15 protein-coding genes are annotated in these 15,980 nt (G+C 47.7%); 11 read left to right on the top strand and 4 right to left on the bottom strand.

All coding sequences use genetic code 11. The features are described from left to right. The first annotated feature begins 44 nt into the window (after positions 1-44). The 3 genes from kduD to MHB85_RS26675 all read left to right on the top strand — a co-directional run bounded on the left by kduD (position 45) and on the right by MHB85_RS26675 (position 3,226). Positions 45-797, top strand: a complete 753-nt coding sequence (gene kduD / locus MHB85_RS26685; protein WP_091019283.1) for a 2-dehydro-3-deoxy-D-gluconate 5-dehydrogenase KduD — start codon at positions 45-47, stop codon at positions 795-797. 37 nt (positions 798-834) lie between these two features. After that, positions 835-1,680, top strand: a complete 846-nt coding sequence (locus tag MHB85_RS26680; RefSeq protein WP_192135778.1) for a sugar phosphate isomerase/epimerase family protein — start codon at positions 835-837, stop codon at positions 1,678-1,680. 238 nt (positions 1,681-1,918) lie between these two features. Next, positions 1,919-3,226 (top strand): homocysteine synthase, encoded by a 1,308-nt coding sequence (locus MHB85_RS26675; protein ID WP_192135779.1) that lies wholly within the window; start codon positions 1,919-1,921, stop codon positions 3,224-3,226. Between the two features lie 183 nt (positions 3,227-3,409). Here MHB85_RS26675 and MHB85_RS26670 read toward each other — a convergent pair whose 3' ends face one another. After that, positions 3,410-3,562 (bottom strand): hypothetical protein, encoded by a 153-nt coding sequence (locus tag MHB85_RS26670; protein WP_192135780.1) that lies wholly within the window; start codon positions 3,560-3,562, stop codon positions 3,410-3,412. 84 nt (positions 3,563-3,646) lie between these two features. Between MHB85_RS26670 and MHB85_RS26665 the strand changes: the two genes are divergently transcribed. Together MHB85_RS26665 and MHB85_RS26660 are read left to right on the top strand one after the other, a co-directional pair. Beyond that, a complete protein-coding gene (locus tag MHB85_RS26665; protein WP_341073966.1) occupies positions 3,647-5,662 on the top strand; it encodes a heavy metal translocating P-type ATPase in 2,016 nt (671 codons plus the stop codon). A 132-nt stretch (positions 5,663-5,794) separates the two neighbouring features. Further along, a complete protein-coding gene (locus tag MHB85_RS26660; protein WP_127546588.1) occupies positions 5,795-6,604 on the top strand; it encodes an alpha/beta fold hydrolase in 810 nt (269 codons plus the stop codon). Positions 6,605-6,727: 123 nt separating this feature from the next. Here the strand turns inward: MHB85_RS26660 and MHB85_RS26655 are convergent, their stop codons facing one another. Continuing rightward, entirely contained in the window at positions 6,728-7,459 is a 732-nt protein-coding gene (locus MHB85_RS26655; protein WP_036606933.1) for a ZIP family metal transporter, read from the bottom strand. Between the two features lie 256 nt (positions 7,460-7,715). On the opposite strand from MHB85_RS26655, the gene trxB reads away from it, so the two are divergent. Then, positions 7,716-8,657, top strand: coding sequence for a thioredoxin-disulfide reductase (gene trxB, locus MHB85_RS26650; RefSeq protein ID WP_105601888.1), 942 nt, complete (start codon positions 7,716-7,718; stop codon positions 8,655-8,657). 62 nt (positions 8,658-8,719) lie between these two features. Then, positions 8,720-8,950: a glutaredoxin family protein gene (locus MHB85_RS26645; RefSeq protein ID WP_036668031.1), complete on the top strand. Its 231-nt coding sequence runs from the start codon at positions 8,720-8,722 to the stop codon at positions 8,948-8,950. Between the two features lie 140 nt (positions 8,951-9,090). On the opposite strand, the gene MHB85_RS26640 is transcribed toward MHB85_RS26645, so the two are convergent. Both MHB85_RS26640 and MHB85_RS26635 read right to left on the bottom strand, forming a co-directional pair. After that, positions 9,091-9,288 carry a hypothetical protein gene (locus MHB85_RS26640; protein WP_053779005.1) on the bottom strand — a complete coding sequence of 66 codons (198 nt, stop codon included), beginning with the start codon at positions 9,286-9,288 and terminating at the stop codon, positions 9,091-9,093. A gap of 147 nt (positions 9,289-9,435) precedes the next feature. Then, positions 9,436-10,602 (bottom strand): ROK family transcriptional regulator, encoded by a 1,167-nt coding sequence (locus MHB85_RS26635; protein WP_341073964.1) that lies wholly within the window; start codon positions 10,600-10,602, stop codon positions 9,436-9,438. Positions 10,603-10,800: 198 nt separating this feature from the next. On the opposite strand from MHB85_RS26635, the gene xylA reads away from it, so the two are divergent. From xylA to MHB85_RS26615, 4 genes are all read left to right on the top strand, one after another. Continuing rightward, positions 10,801-12,117, top strand: coding sequence for a xylose isomerase (xylA, locus tag MHB85_RS26630; protein WP_133387161.1), 1,317 nt, complete (start codon positions 10,801-10,803; stop codon positions 12,115-12,117). 527 nt (positions 12,118-12,644) lie between these two features. Next, positions 12,645-12,803 (top strand): hypothetical protein, encoded by a 159-nt coding sequence (locus tag MHB85_RS26625; protein WP_192135787.1) that lies wholly within the window; start codon positions 12,645-12,647, stop codon positions 12,801-12,803. Between the two features lie 51 nt (positions 12,804-12,854). After that, on the top strand, positions 12,855-14,348 hold the full coding sequence (xylB, locus tag MHB85_RS26620; RefSeq protein ID WP_091019301.1) for a xylulokinase: 1,494 nt from the start codon (positions 12,855-12,857) through the stop codon (positions 14,346-14,348). A gap of 221 nt (positions 14,349-14,569) precedes the next feature. After that, positions 14,570-15,286: a glycosyltransferase family 2 protein gene (locus MHB85_RS26615; RefSeq protein WP_223199778.1), complete on the top strand. Its 717-nt coding sequence runs from the start codon at positions 14,570-14,572 to the stop codon at positions 15,284-15,286. Positions 15,287-15,980: the final 694 nt, after the last annotated feature.

Raw genomic sequence — 15,980 nt, 5'->3', positions numbered from 1 at the left:
GGATCTAAGGAATTGCATATCAAAACCATGCGGAGGAATCATTCATGAACCCATTTGATTTAAGCGGACAAGTTGCACTGGTGACAGGTACCTCGGGAGGACTTGGACAAGGGATGGCCATTGGTTTGGCAGAAGCAGGTGCTGATGTGGTGCTGGTCTCTTATTCCAAACCTGCGGCAACGGCAAGTGCCATTGAAGCACTCGGACGCAAAGCTTATGTGATTGAAGCGGATTTAAGTCGTGAAGATGAGTTGTCGGCTGTGTTCGAACAGGCGCTTGCGTTCCAGGGCAGAATTGACATTCTCGTCAACAATGCCGGAATCATTCGTCGCACACCTGCGGCTGATCATGCAGGGCAGGACTGGCATGATGTAATTGGTCTGAACCTGAACACTGTATTTTTCCTAAGCCAATTGGCAGGCAGACATATGATTGAACGCGGAAGTGGCAAAATCATTAATATTGCCTCCATGTTGTCCTATCAAGGTGGGATCAACGTGCCAGGGTATACAGCCAGTAAACATGGCGTTGCCGGTTTAACCAAAGCACTCGCCAATGAATGGGCAGGTAAAGGAATCCAGATTAACGGTATCGCACCTGGTTATATGGAAACCGATAATACTACCCAGATCCGTGCGGACGAGAATCGTTACCGGGATATTACAGCCCGTATTCCTGCGGGGCGTTGGGGAACACCTGAAGATCTGAAAGGCCCGGTTGTCTTTCTGGCATCTGCCGCTTCGGATTATCTGAATGGTCATGTGCTGAATGTCGATGGCGGCTGGATGGCACGTTAATCACTTGATCATCGGATTAGCATAAGGAGGCAGTGAGATGAAACTTGGTATTCTGGCACATACATTTGGCAAACAGCCTACAGCACAGCTTGCGCAGACGATTGCGGATAACGGATTTAATTCCGTACAGCTGGCGCTGGCCAAAGCATTATCCGATGTGGACTCATCAAATGGCAAGCTGAGCCCAGGGCTAGCGAATGAGATCGGAGATCAATTTGCACAGCGCGGGGTGAAGATTGCGGTACTGGGCTGTTATATTAATCCGATTGACCCTGATCCGGTAAGCCGCCGTGCGGACATTGATCGATTCAAGGAGCATCTGCGTTATGCCCGGGATTTTGGTTGCAGCATGGTAGCAACGGAGACCGGGGACTTGGACACTTATCAGGATACACATCCGGATGGATATGAAGGGAAGGCGTGGAGTGTGCTGAAAGAAACGGTTGAGGAGTTGGCTGAAGAAGCCGAGAAATGGGGCGTGCATGCGGCGATTGAGCCTGTGTCCACACATACTCTTCATACGCATGAACATATGACACGTTTGTTTGAAGAGATTCCTTCATCGAATCTGGGGATGCTGTTCGACCCGTGTAATCTGATCAAGCAACCACATGCTACAGATCAAGGGGCTTTCTTACGCGAGGTGATGGAATCGCTGTATCAGCGCATGATTGTGATCCATGCCAAAGATGTAGCCTTTGATGCACAGGGAGAGAAGTACAATCCGGTACCTGGGGCAGGCATACTGGATTACCCGTTATTTTTTGAATTGCTAAAAACGTATAAGCCACATATCGATATTTCACTTGAAGGTGTAACTGCGGAGGAAGCTGTACCTGCGGCCAAACATTTGCGTGAAGTATGGAGTGCAGTTCGGGTCTAAGAGACAGCCGGATTGAAAAGTGGTGCAGCGCATCTGCAGCAGCCGAAAAACCTTTGCGAGGGCAAAGGTTTTTTTGGTATGGAAATGTTAATGTACATATTTAATATTTCTCATCGGAAAAATCGGAAATAAGTCTTTTCAAATGCAACATCTTGTGAGAGAATATGGAAAACAACGCCACCATGTCAAGACATCATGAAATTTATCGAACGTATATATCAAGGGAGGATTCAGATTTATGTCAAACGAACGTGAGCTTTCATTTGAAACATTGGCAATTCATGCAGGCCAGGAGATTGATCCAACCACCAACGCACGAGCTGTACCCTTGTATCAGACAACATCCTATGGATTCAAGGACACCGAGCATGCAGCTAACTTGTTTGGTTTGAAAGAGTTTGGCAACATCTATACCCGTCTGATGAATCCAACAACCGACGTGTTTGAGCAACGAATTGCGGCGTTGGAAGGCGGAGCTGGAGCGCTGGCTACAGCTTCTGGTCAGGCAGCCATTACGTTTTCACTTCTGAATATTGCTGGTGCAGGCGATGAGATCGTGTCTTCGGCGAGTTTGTATGGAGGTACATACAATCTGTTCTCGACAACTTTGCCGAAACTGGGTCTGGACGTGAAATTTGTAGATTCCAGTGATCCTGAGAATTTCCGGGCGGCGATTACGGAGAAAACGAAAGCATTGTATGCCGAAACGATTGGTAATCCAAAGGGGAATGTACTGGATATTGAAGCGGTAGCAGCCATCGCTCATGAACATGGAATTCCCTTGATCGTGGATAATACGTTCCCAAGTCCGTACCTGCTTCGTCCAATCGAACATGGTGCAGATATTGTCGTTCACTCTGCAACGAAATTTATTGGCGGTCATGGTACATCCATTGGTGGTGTTATCGTGGATAGCGGAAAATTTGACTGGAAAGCAAGCGGCAAGTTCCCTGGTTTGACGGAGCCTGACGCCAGTTATAACGGTGTTATATATACGGAAGCGGTTGGACCGATTGCTTATATTATCAAAGCTCGTGTACAACTTCTGCGTGACCTGGGTGCAACGATCTCTCCATTCAACTCATGGTTGTTGCTGCAAGGACTGGAGACATTGCACTTGCGCGTAGAGCGCCATAGTAGCAACGCGCTTGCGGTTGCTGAATTCCTTGAGAAACATGAGGATGTGTCTTGGGTAAGTTATGCAGGTCTGCCGAGCCATGGTTCTTATGAGCTTGCACAGAAGTATCTGCCAAGAGGGCAGGGCGCCATTCTGACCTTTGGCATCAAAGGTGGTGCGGAAGCGGGTCGTAAATTGATTGAAAATGTTAAACTGTTCTCTCACCTTGCAAACGTGGGCGATTCCAAGTCACTGATCATTCACCCGGCAAGTACGACTCACGCGCAGTTGACTGAAGATGAACAAACTGCCGCAGGGGTTAATCCGGAGCTGATTCGTCTGTCTATTGGCACAGAGAACATTCAAGACATTATCCATGATCTGGAGCAAGCGATCAAAGCAAGTCAGGGAGCAAGTGTAGGTGCATAAATGGTATTGGGTGGATGTGAAACATTCACTTAAGCGATATGCTATAAAATAATCAAACGCCTATCAATAGATGCTTTAAGCCGTTGTCCCATGGACAGCGGCTTTTTGCCTTTTTAACGCGCATTTAGGAGTAACCGTCCGGAAAATATCCATTTACAAATGAGGATTACAGGCATATACTGATTAAAAGTTGTATTGGGTAAAAATAATTGCATAAGCACAAAAATGATTATCATTCTCATTCGAGATTATTTCAAAATCATTCACAAAACCATGCTGCTGCGGGATTCCCGCAGCAGCATGTGTCATTTTTAGGGCATTAACAATGGCTCTCATTCTCAATACAACTTCATTTCTGGAAGCGGAACTGGAGCACATTCACTCTCCGCAAACCTACCATTCGAAAGGAACGTGATTTATATGCAAGCGATACATCAACCTCTACACAGACAGAAACAAGTAGAACAAAGCTCATCCCAAACACCCGGCCCCAATCGGGGCAAGAAGCCTGATTTTCGAGCCATGGTGCAGAATAAAGAGATGCAATCAGCATTGGGCAGCGGACTGTTGATGCTGATTGCCTGGGGAACTGCACCGTATTTTGGTACTTTATCCATCATGCTCTACATTGTGGCGTATGCCGTTGGCGGCTGGACCAAAGCGAAGGATGGCATCGAGACACTGGTCAAGGACCGTGATTTGGATGTAAACCTGCTGATGATTGCCGCATCCCTTGGGGCAGCAGCCATCGGTTACTGGAATGAAGGCGCGATGCTGATCTTTATTTTTGCACTCAGTGGTGCGTTGGAAAGTTATGCGACAGAGCGCAGTCATAAGGATATCTCATCGTTGCTCGCGCTGAAGCCGGAGACAGCACTGCGTATTGAGGATGGACAGATGAACCTTGTGGCTATAGATGATCTCCAGCCGGGTGATCTGCTGTTGGTCAAACCGGGAGAACTCATCCCAGCAGATGGTGTCGTGTACCGGGGGAGTTCTTTTATCAATCAGTCGTCCATCACCGGAGAATCCCTGCCTGTGGACAAAGTTGCGGGGGATGAAGTCTATGCAGGTACGGTAAACGGGGAGGGTGCCTTATACGTAGAGGTTACAAAATCGGCTGAAGGGTCACTGTTTGGCAAAATCATTAAAATGGTGGAGGAAGCGCAGGCAGAAGTGCCGGATTCCCAGCGTTTTATGGAGCGGTTTGAAGGGATTTACGCGCGCATTGTTGTAGGGGTGACCTTACTTGTGATTGCAGGAACTCCACTGCTGCTTGGTTGGACATGGAATGAGGCATTTTATAAAGCGATGGTATTTCTAGTTGTTGCTTCACCCTGTGCGTTGGTGTCTTCCATCATGCCTGTCATGTTGTCAGCGATGTCCAGCAGTGCGCGCCGTGGCATTCTTTTCAAGGGTGGTGCCCATATGGAGAATATGGCTCGCACGCGGGTCGTGGCTTTTGACAAAACAGGTACATTAACCATGGGCACCCCACAAGTCACCGATATTATTACGGCTGAGAATGTAGATCGTGCCCAGCTCTTAGCTGCGGTAGCGGCAATTGAGAACCTCTCCATGCATCCTTTGGCTCGTGCCATCGTAGATCAGGCGAACATGGAGAACATTACACTTCAGGAAGCGGAGCACGTCCAGGCTCTAACAGGCTGGGGTATCGAAGGAACTATAAATGGTGTGGTCTGGAGCATTGGCAAAACAGATGTACTGGGATCAATGCAGTCAGAGGAGATGAAAGATAGCAACGTTGGTGATCCAGATGAACATGGTGTTAACCATGTGAAGGTATCTTCTGAGTGGGGCGATGTATGCTCCCGTCTTGAGGGGGAGGGGAAAACCGTATCCGTTGTTATGGCTGATGGTGAATTAGTTGGGCTGATCGCCATGCGGGACACCGTACGGCCACAGGCAGCAGCTGCAGTGAAAAAGCTGGAAGCCATGGGTGTAAAAGTTGCGATGTTAACAGGAGATCGGGCCAGATCAGCTTCTGTGATTGCGCGTGAAACGGGGGTAAGCATGGTCTATGCAGACTTGCTGCCAGAAGATAAAGTGAAGAAGGTCCAAGTGCTCCGCAAACAGTATGGTCCTGTGCTGATGGTAGGGGATGGCGTAAATGATGCACCAGCACTTGCAGCAGCTACTGTGGGTATGGGGATGGGATTGTCCGGCAGCGGAACTGCACTGGAGGTCGCTGATGCGGTACTGATGAACGATAACATTGAAGAGATCGCTTGGGTCATTGGGCAGGCTCGTCGAGCTCAGCGTACGGTGAAACAAAATATGTTTTTTGCCATCACCGTTATTCTGGCCTTAATTGCAGGTAACTTCCTCCAAGACGTCGCATTGCCTTTGGGTGTGGTAGGTCATGAAGGCAGTACAATTCTGGTTATTCTGAATGGACTTAGGCTGCTACGGTAATCAGATTTGGAGAGGAAGATGGTTAATTGGTTTCGCTGGTAGTATGCGGCTGGTTGAACGGCTTACGTTTGAACCTTGGGTCAGCGGGTAATGATTCGAAGAGACGGTTCGATAATAAGGGAGCTGTGAAATATGGGACGTTATGTACAAGTGGAACCAAATGTAAAAGTATATGTTGAAGATATTGGCGAAGGCACCCCGGTTGTCTTTTTGCACGGCTGGCCTGTTAATTATAAAATGTTTGAATATCAGTTGAATGTACTGCCGAACCACGGCATTCGTGCCATTGCGATAGACTTTAGAGGATATGGCTTATCGGATAAGCCTTCCACAGGATATGATTATGATCGCATGGCAGATGATGTTCGTGCCGTTATCGATGATCTGGAATTGAAAGACGCGGTACTCGCAGGGTTCTCCATGGGTGGAGCGATTGCAGTACATTACATGGCTCGCCATAAGGGACATGGTGTCTCCAAGCTGGCCTTGTTATCTGCGGCAGCACCTGTGTTCACACAGCGTGAAGGTTATCCGTATGGATTGACTCCAGAGCAGCTGAATGAGCAGATCATTGAGCCGATCTTTGCAGATCGTCCGAAGTTGCTGGAGACATTTGGCGGCATGTTCTTCGCGAAGAAACACAGCCAGCCATTCATGGATTGGTTCCACGCTCTCGGCATGGAAGCTTCATCTTATGGTACCATTCGCAGTGCAATTGCGTTGCGGGATGAGGACTTGCGAGGTGACCTGAGTTCGATTCAGGTGCCGACGGCCATTTTGCACGGGAAAAAAGATGAGATCTGTCCGTTTGAGTTCGCCGAGCAGATGCACCAAGGCATCGCTTCGTCTCAACTGATTGCTTTTGAAGAGAGTGGTCATGGTGCATTCTATGATGAATTGGAAAAATTCAATTCGGAACTGATTCGTTTCATCCAATCCTGATCAGGAGAGGGCGAAATACCTCTGACAGACGGTCCCAGTAATTTCATGGAATCTTCATTTGTGGCTAAACAAAGAACCCGGTCGACAGTCTTGGACTGTTCGCTCGGGTTCTTTAGTCTTCAATTAAAACAGTTCGGTCAGACCAATCATCGTGATGAGCCCGAGCAAAAAGGACATCGTCGCCACACGTGCATTGCCATCGCCGTGACTTTCTGGAATAAGTTCCTTATAAACAATGAACATCATCGCACCAGCTGCAAAGGCCAGACCATAAGGCACAAGACCAGCTACGAGACTGCTTAATGTGTAACCAATCATAGCGGTAATAATCTCTACCGCTCCAGTCAGGGTGGCAATACCCAGCGCTTTGAAGCGGCCAATGTTCTGGTTCACAAGAAAGAGGGCGACCAGGAATCCTTCCGGTGCATTCTGCAATCCGATGGAAAAGGCAATGAGATTGCCCAGGTTCTCATCCGAGCTTGCATAGCTAACGCCAACGGATAACCCTTCTGGCAGGTTATGCATGGTGATGGCTGCAATAATCATGAAGGCTTTGGTTTCAATTTTAAAAGGCATTTTCTCGGGATTCTCCAGATCGACGTGTGGAATCTTCATCTCCAGCACCAGTAGAACCAGGCTACCAAGCATAATACCAAATGCAAGTACAAAGAGATTCGATTGGCCAAGCGCTTCCGGAATGAGATTATACACCGAGGCCGAGGTCATAATACCTGCGGCGTATGCCAGCAAGATATCACGCAGACGGTGCGATATTTTGCGCATAAATAGAATGGGTACGGCCCCTAGGCCGGTTGACATGGCTGATATAAAACTGCCAATGAGTGCATCGTTCATGCTTCCATTTTCCCTCCTGATGAAGACTTCTTCATAATCGCTGCCGAGCATTGACACCGTACATAAAAGAGATCATAATGAACAACAGATTAGAATGATTATAAATTAGAATTCCGTTTCTGCATAGGGCCATTGTCATATCACATGCAGGTCTTGTGGACATGATATGGGCTTTTCGTTCTAGTGTATGCAAAAGCCTAAGCTTTTGATGCCGGAGGGTCTAACCTTTTTGCAGAACCCGGGGGAGGAACTATACATGTATAAATCAATTATTATTGGAACAGGCCCTGCAGGGCTGACAGCAGCAATCTATCTGGCACGTGCCAACTTGAACCCGCTCGTTATTGAAGGTCCACAACCTGGTGGCCAACTGACAACAACAACGGAAGTGGAGAACTTCCCAGGTTTCCCTGATGGCATCATGGGTCCTGAACTGATGGACAACATGCGTAAACAAGCAGAACGTTTCGGTGCTGAATTCCGCACTGGCTGGGTGAACAACATCGACATGAGCGAGCGTCCATTCAAGATTCAAGTTGAAGGTATGGGGGAACTCGTATCCGAAACATTGATCCTGTCTACAGGCGCATCTGCTAAATACCTGGGTATCCCAGGTGAAGAAACGAATGTAGGGCGCGGTGTCAGCACATGTGCAACATGTGATGGATTCTTCTTCCGTAACAAAGAGATCATCGTGATCGGCGGTGGTGACTCTGCCCTTGAGGAAGCAAGCTTCCTGTCCCGTTTCGGTTCCAAAGTAACGCTGGTACACCGTCGTGAAGAACTGCGTGGCTCCAAAATCATGCAGGATCGTGCACGCAGCAACGAAAAAGTAGAAATGGCTTTGAATCGTACACCACTTGAAGTCCTTGCTGGTGACAACGGCGTAACAGGTCTGAAAGTATTGAACAACGAAACAGGTGTAGAAGAAGTGATTCCGGCAAGCGGCGTATTCGTAGCTATCGGTCACACACCAAATACCGGATTCCTTGGCGGACAGATCACTACCGACGAACACGGTTATATCCTGACTACACCAGGCACATCCGAGACAAACATCCCAGGCGTATTCGCATGTGGTGACGTTCAGGATACACGTTACAAACAAGCGATTACAGCTGCAGGTAGCGGATGTATGGCTGCCATGGACACAGAGAAATACATTGAGAGCTTGGAGCACAGCGCAGTTGTTCTGTAATAGAACTAGCTGATTCCAACCAAACTATAGATTAATATAAAACCATATGAGGTGAATTAAACATGGAAAATGTAATTGTATATACATCAACGAACTGCCCCAACTGCAAATCCGTAAAAACATTCCTGGCTGACAAAGGTATCTCTTATGAAGAGCGCAACATCGAAACTAGCGATGAATTTGCACAACAAGTATGGGACATGGGCGTACGTGCCGTGCCATTGACTGTCATTGGTGAACACCGCATTCTGGGTATGAACAAAACTCAATTTGCTAAAGCATTGGACGCTTAAATCAGGCTGATTATCTGAATCATCATATGTTGAAAGAAATTTTCGATTCATATGCAATTCCGGTTTTCGCGAGCCGTTAGGATATAGAAAGAACCGTACCCGGAAGGGTACGGTTTTTTGTGCATAAGGCAGAATATAATTTAGAAAAAAATACTCATGAAAGTCTGAAACACAACATATACAAGCACTCCTGACAGCATGTACATGAAACCAGCCTTCTTTTTGCTCTGAAACAATCGGAGTATGCCAAGGCTGAACAGGGGCGCAAGCACAATCAGGAACAGGAGTACGGTGACAAACATTTGCGCCGAGATATCTGAAGTATCCACGTAGGTCACGCTTCTTTTCACTCCGTTTCGTTATCGGAATTAACACAGCTATATCCACACAGCCATGACAAAAATCACATAACCCCATTATACATCTGGATTTCTTTAACAAAAAGGGAGGAAATGGGGCGAAATGATGTCAATTTTCATCTGTTATTAGACGGACACTCTTATTTTACCTAAAAATTGGGATATTGCAGAGTAAGCGGCACCAACCCGGGTGGAACGGCTGCCTAGAGCTGCCCATTCAATCTGCAAACTGCGGCGATGATAGGGTAACGTACGTTCTTCGACAACTTGTTTTAATGCCGTTTCAATCCAGGGACCTGCTTCAGAGAGCGGTCCACCAATAATAATACGTTCCGGGTTGAAACTGTTAACGATATTGGTAATGCCAATCCCCAGTTTGCGTCCAATCGTGTTGTATAATTCTTGAACAGCATCGTGGCCTTGCTCCGCATAATGAATAAGCTCGCGTGTGGTATGAGCAGGTAATTTTAGCTGATGATCCGGGTGCTCATAGGCTTTTTCCGATGCGTATAACTCCCAGCAACCACGATTACCACAGGAACAGGGAAGACCTTCCGCTTCAATGGACATATGGCCTGTTTCCCCTGCGTATCCCCACGCACCTTTGTATAATTCACCATCCACCATGATGCCTGAACCAATCCCCATGCCTGCACTGATGTAGATCATGTGACGGACACCGACACCTGCCCCAAAATTCAGCTCTCCATGGGCACCAGCATTGGCTTCATTATCGATCGTTACAGGCAGTTCAAATTCTTCTTCAAGCATCGAGCGCAGAGCTACCTTTTCCCACCCCAAGTTGGGTGCAAACAGGACCGTTCCTGCCTCATCCACCATGCCCGGCACGCCGATGCCAATACCAATGACACCGTGAGGGGAAGCAGGAGCTGCTTCAATGAGCTGTTTTGCTGCCAATTTCAATTGCTCCAGTACAGAGGAGACGTCATGATGTTCCAAGGTTACTGCGTACTCTGTAATGATGTGTCCTTCGAGATCTGTAAGCACGCCTTTCAAATGGGTCACACTGAGTTCCAGACCGACTGCATAGCCTGATGTCCCTCGAAATAGCAGCATAAGTGGTTTACGTCCGCCGCTGGATTCCCCAGGGCCAATCTCCTGTACCAGGTCATCACTGATCAGATCAGCAACCAGGTTGGATACCGTTGCTTTGTTCAGCCCCGTAACCTCGGACACTCGTGCGCGAGAAAGAGGGGCATGGCGCCGGATCGTATCCAGAACGATCGACTTGTTTATTTTTTTGACCAGCATCTGGTCTCCGGTTATTTTCATATCGTTAAGGCACTCCTATTCTTCTGTTAAAGGGTTCTGACCCACATCCGAAACAAGTTATTCGACTATTATAGCGTAAACAAGCGTGTAAAAAACAATTTTATTTTTACTTTGTTTAACCAATAGACAAAGTAAATTCGATGTGATAGGATAACGGTGTAAACGATTTCTTAAAACTATTGAGGAGGCATTTTACACATGGCCTATTTTGAATCCGTTAATAAAATTGCATTTGAAGGTAAAGATTCCAAGAATCCTTTTGCTTTTAAACATTATAATCCGGAAGAAGTGGTAGCCGGCAAATCGATGGAAGAACATTTCCGTTTCGGCATGGCTTACTGGCATACATTAACTGCAGGCGGCAGTGACCCGTTCGGTGCAGAGACAGCTGTTCGTTCATGGGATAAATACTCGGGTCTGGACCTCGCGAAAGTACGCGTGGAAGCGGCATTTGAATTTTTGGAAAAAATGAATCTCCCGTTCTTCTGTTTCCACGATGTGGACATTGCACCAGAAGGCAACAACCTGCGCGAGTTCTACAGCAACATTGATACAATCGTTGATCTGATTGAAGATCATATGAAATCCAGCGGCAAAAAACTGCTCTGGAACACGGCGAACATGTTCTCGAACCCACGCTTCATGTTTGGTGCAGCATCCACTTGCAACGCAGACGTGTATGCTCATGCTGCAGCACAGATCAAGAAAGGTCTGGAAGTGGGTAAACGTCTGGGCGCTGAAAACTATGTCTTCTGGGGCGGTCGTGAAGGTTACGACACATTGCTGAACACAGACATGCAACTGGAGCAAGACAACATTGCTCGCATGTTCCACATGGCTGTAGACTATGCGAAGGAAATTGGTTTTGACGCACAATTCCTGATCGAGCCTAAACCAAAAGAGCCAACGAAACACCAATATGACTATGATGCAGCAACTTCCATTGCTTTCTTGCAAAAATACGGTTTGGACAAACACTTCAAACTCAACCTGGAAGCAAACCATGCTACACTGGCTGGCCATACATTCGATCACGAAATCCGTGTTGCTCGTACCAACGGTATGCTCGGTTCCCTTGATGCGAACCAAGGCGATATGTTGATCGGTTGGGATACAGATGAGTTCCCGGTTGATATGTACGATGCGACACTGACTATGTATGAAGTATTGAAAAACGGCGGTATCGGCCGTGGTGGTGTGAACTTTGACGCGAAAGTACGTCGTGGTTCCTTTGAAGCAGACGATCTGTTCCTGGCACACATCGCAGGTATGGACACGTATGCAAAAGGTCTGAAAGTAGCAGCGAAGTTGATTGAAGATCGCGTATTCGATGACTTCATCGAAAAACGTTACAGCAGCTTCAGCGAAGGTATTGGTGCAGATGTGGTTGCAGGTAAAGCAACACTTGCTTCCCTTGCTGAGTATGCACTCAACAATGAAAACCCACGCAAAAACCAATCCGGACGTCAGGAATTGCTGAGAGCACAACTCAACCAGTACATCTTGGCTGACTAATTTTAGAATTCATCTGTGCAAGGAATGGCATGTACCCATGCCTCCCTGCACGAGCTTGTACCACGGAACGCCTGAACAAGCATGACATTCGGACCGTCCCCGACTTTCCCCTGGGAAGGCGGGGACGGTTTTTTGATACCTGAGCTAATCATGCACAAGTGATCTACATGCGTATCAAGGTTTCATTTATAACCAATGACGAATCAAGGTCATTGGATCAATTTTTTTGCTACAAAAACGAGTACGTTTTACTCGTTTCATATCCATGTGTGTCCAGGATCATGCATGCAAAACGGAGTGAGCAGAAAGGACCCGAGGAAGCAAAGCGTGCGCATTTATCCCCGGATTTCACCCTTGCCAAAGGGTATAAAGGAAATCCGGGGGTAATGGCGATCCAAGGGTTTTCTGATCAGGTAGTGACCTTATGAGCATCAAGGTTTCATTTATAACCAATGATGAATCAAGGTCATTGGATCAATTTTTTTGCTACAAAAACGAGTACGTTTTTACTGTTTTGATATAAATGGTTGTCTAAGATGGTGTATGCAGAACGGAGTGAGCAGAAAGGACCTGAGGAAGCAAAGCGGTCGCATTTATCCCCGGATTTCACCCTTGCCAAAGGGTATAAAGGAAATCCGGGGGTAACGGCGATCCAAGGGTTTTCTGCTCACGAAGTGACCACATGAGCATCGAGGTTTCATTTATACAATCCTGTTATAAACGAGAGGAGTTAACCTATGAGTTACGTAATTGGTGTCGATCTGGGAACCAGTGCGGTCAAAACCGTGTTGGTTAATCGTGAGGGAAAAGTGGCATTTGAAGCATCCGAGGCATACCCGTTGTACCAGCCCAAGGCTGGATACAGTGAACAAAATCCCGAAGATTGGGTAGAGCAGACGATTGTTTCCCTGCGCAAACTGCTCGAAGTATCTGGCGTGCAGCCTTCGGAAATTGAAGGTCTGAGCTTCTCCGGACAGATGCATGGACTGGTTTTGGTTGATGCCGAAGGTAAACCACTGCGGAATGCAATCTTGTGGAATGATACACGCACAACGGCTCAGTGCCGTCGCATCGAAAAAGTGCTGGATGGCAAGCTGTTAAGCATTGCCCGGAACCGTGCACTGGAAGGATTCACCTTGCCGAAAATTCTGTGGGTTCAGGAGAATGAGCCTGAATTGTTACAGCAAGCATCCTTGTTCCTGTTGCCAAAAGACTATGTGCGTTATCGCCTGACAGGGGATTACGCTATGGATTATTCCGATGCAGCGGGTACCTTGCTGCTGGACGTTGCAGGCAAGCAGTGGAGCAATGAGATTGCAGAAGCATTAGAGCTGCCAATCTCTCTTTGTCCACGTCTTGTGGAATCGTTTGAGGAAGTGGGCACGTTGCTTCCTGAGATTGCGGATCAAACGGGTCTGGCGGCTGCGACGAAAGTATATGCAGGTGGTGCGGATAATGCATGCGGTGCGATTGGCGCAGGCATTCTGAGTGAAGGACAGACGATGTGCAGCATCGGAACGTCCGGGGTGGTGCTTTCCTACGAAGAGCGCAAAGATCTCGATTTCGAAGGCAAAGTACACTTTTTCAATCACGGGGAGAAAGATGCCTTCTATATTATGGGGGTAACGCTTGCCGCAGGATATAGCCTGTCCTGGTTCAAGGATACGTTTGCCGCGGACAAATCATTTGATGTGCTCTTGCAGGGCATTGATCAGATTCCGGCGGGCAGCAATGGATTGTTGTTCACACCGTATATCGTTGGGGAGCGTACACCTCATCCGGATGCGAATATCCGTGGCAGCTTCATCGGTATGGATGCAGGGCACAAGCTGGAGCACTTTGGACGTGCGGTAATGGAGGGCATTACCTTCTCGCTGCGCGAATCCATTGATATTCTGCGCGGCGCAGGTAAAACCGTCAATGAAGTCATCTCCATTGGTGGCGGTGCCAAGAACGAAGCTTGGTTGCAAATGCAGGCGGATGTCTTTAACGCCACGATTGTGAAGCTGGAGAGCGAACAGGGTCCTGCGATGGGTGCAGCAATGCTGGCTGCTTATGGTTGTGGCTGGTTCCCGTCCTTGCAGGAATGTGCAACAGCGTTTATTCGTCCAGCGAAGTCCTATGAGCCGAACCCGGAAACGGTTGCCGTCTATGATGGACTGTTCACACTGTACCAGGAAGTCTATGGACAGACACGTAGTCTCAATGATCGTTTGGCTGAATACCGTTAATTCATTTATTTCACTACATTAATCTTGTGATTACCTTAAAAGCATCCGCGAAGGCGGGTGCTTTTTTTGTCGTTCATCAAGATTAACCCCATGAAAGGTTTACTTGGCCTGCATATCCGCATTCCGGCTCTGCATAGATTGGAAATAGAGGATTGTGATTCGTCCAGGTATCGTGTGTCCGACATTTTAATAGGTAGAAGCTTGAGCAAGGGGGTGAAGCTTTGGATAGACATGAGGAACATGGAAGACCACATATTACCTTGTCGATGATCGTTCGTAATGAAGAGAATCGCTATCTCAGGCAGGCACTGGAGAGACATCGTCCCTGGATTGATCGCGCAGTAATCATTGATGACGGAAGTACGGATGCAACGGTCGCGCTGTGCCGGGAACTTCTGGACGGTATTCCACTCGTATTAGTGGAGAACGCTGCTTCACGTTTTGCAGACGAGGTAAGCCTGAGAAAACAGCAATGGGAAGAGACGGTGGCGACCAATCCGGAGTGGATTTTGAATCTGGATGCGGATGAGATTCTAACCAGTGACTTTGGGGTGGTACGTGATCTGCTGCTCAGTGGCAATGAAGATGCGATCTATTTCAGATTGTTTGATATGTGGAGTGAGACGCATTACCGGGAAGATGAGTTCTGGCAGGCGCATGCCTATTATCGGCCATTTCTGATTCGTTATCACCCGGGGATGAACTATGAATGGAAAGAGACACCCCAGCATTGTGGGCGTTTTCCGTTAACGATCCAGCATTGGTCCTATGGATGTCATGCTCCCCGGGTGAAGCACTATGGTTGGGCGCGGGAAGAAGACCGCATCCGCAAATATGAACGTTATCAAGCACTGGACCCTGAAGCAAGATACGGTTGGAAGGAACAGTACGAATCGATATTGGATCAAGAGCCACGACTGTTGGCATGGTTCGAATAAGGAGAGGGGGAGTGAGCAAGTTGAAGAAAGACCCGTTACACCCATCGCAAGAAGAATCCCAACCTCAAATAGAGCTGAATTTACAAGGGAAAGAGAATGAGAAAGAAAATCAAAATGAGGAGCAAGATGAGAGCAAGAAAGAGAGCCATAGTAATCATCGACCGTCCAGACGTTCTGATAAATCGATGGAAACCCGCCAATCGGAAAAGCTTGAAGAGCTTGGCCAGGAAAGAATACTGATCGCCAGCCCGGTTCGCCAGACAACGCCAGTGCTCCGTGAATTTCTGGATTCTCTGCATGCACTGGAACGAACAACAGTGAAGACGGATTATCTGTTTGTTGACGATAACGTGGAAGAGGCCGCATCAAATATATTGCGTGAATTTGTGCTTCAGCATGAGGGGACGGTTATTCAAGCAGATGAACATGGTAGTGGTAGTCCTGACAACAAAGGGGTGTACAGCAAGGATGAGGGAGGACACTATTGGCAGGATGAGCAGATTTGGCGTGTAGCCGGTTTGAAAAATCGCATATTGCAATATGCACGCGACAATCACTACGATGCGGTTTTCCTGATTGATTCTGACTTGGTGCTGCATCCGCGGACGCTGGAGCAACTTGTATCGAGTGGCAAAGACATTGTATCCAATATCTTTTGGACCCGCTGGCAGCCAGATGCCAGGGAAATGCCGCA

The organism is Paenibacillus sp. FSL K6-4396 (genome assembly GCF_038002525.1).
GTDB classification, from domain to species: Bacteria; Bacillota; Bacilli; order Paenibacillales; family Paenibacillaceae; genus Paenibacillus; species Paenibacillus amylolyticus_B.
The sequence above is the reverse complement of the archived record's forward strand: the minus strand, read 5'-3'. Positions and strand labels throughout refer to the sequence as shown.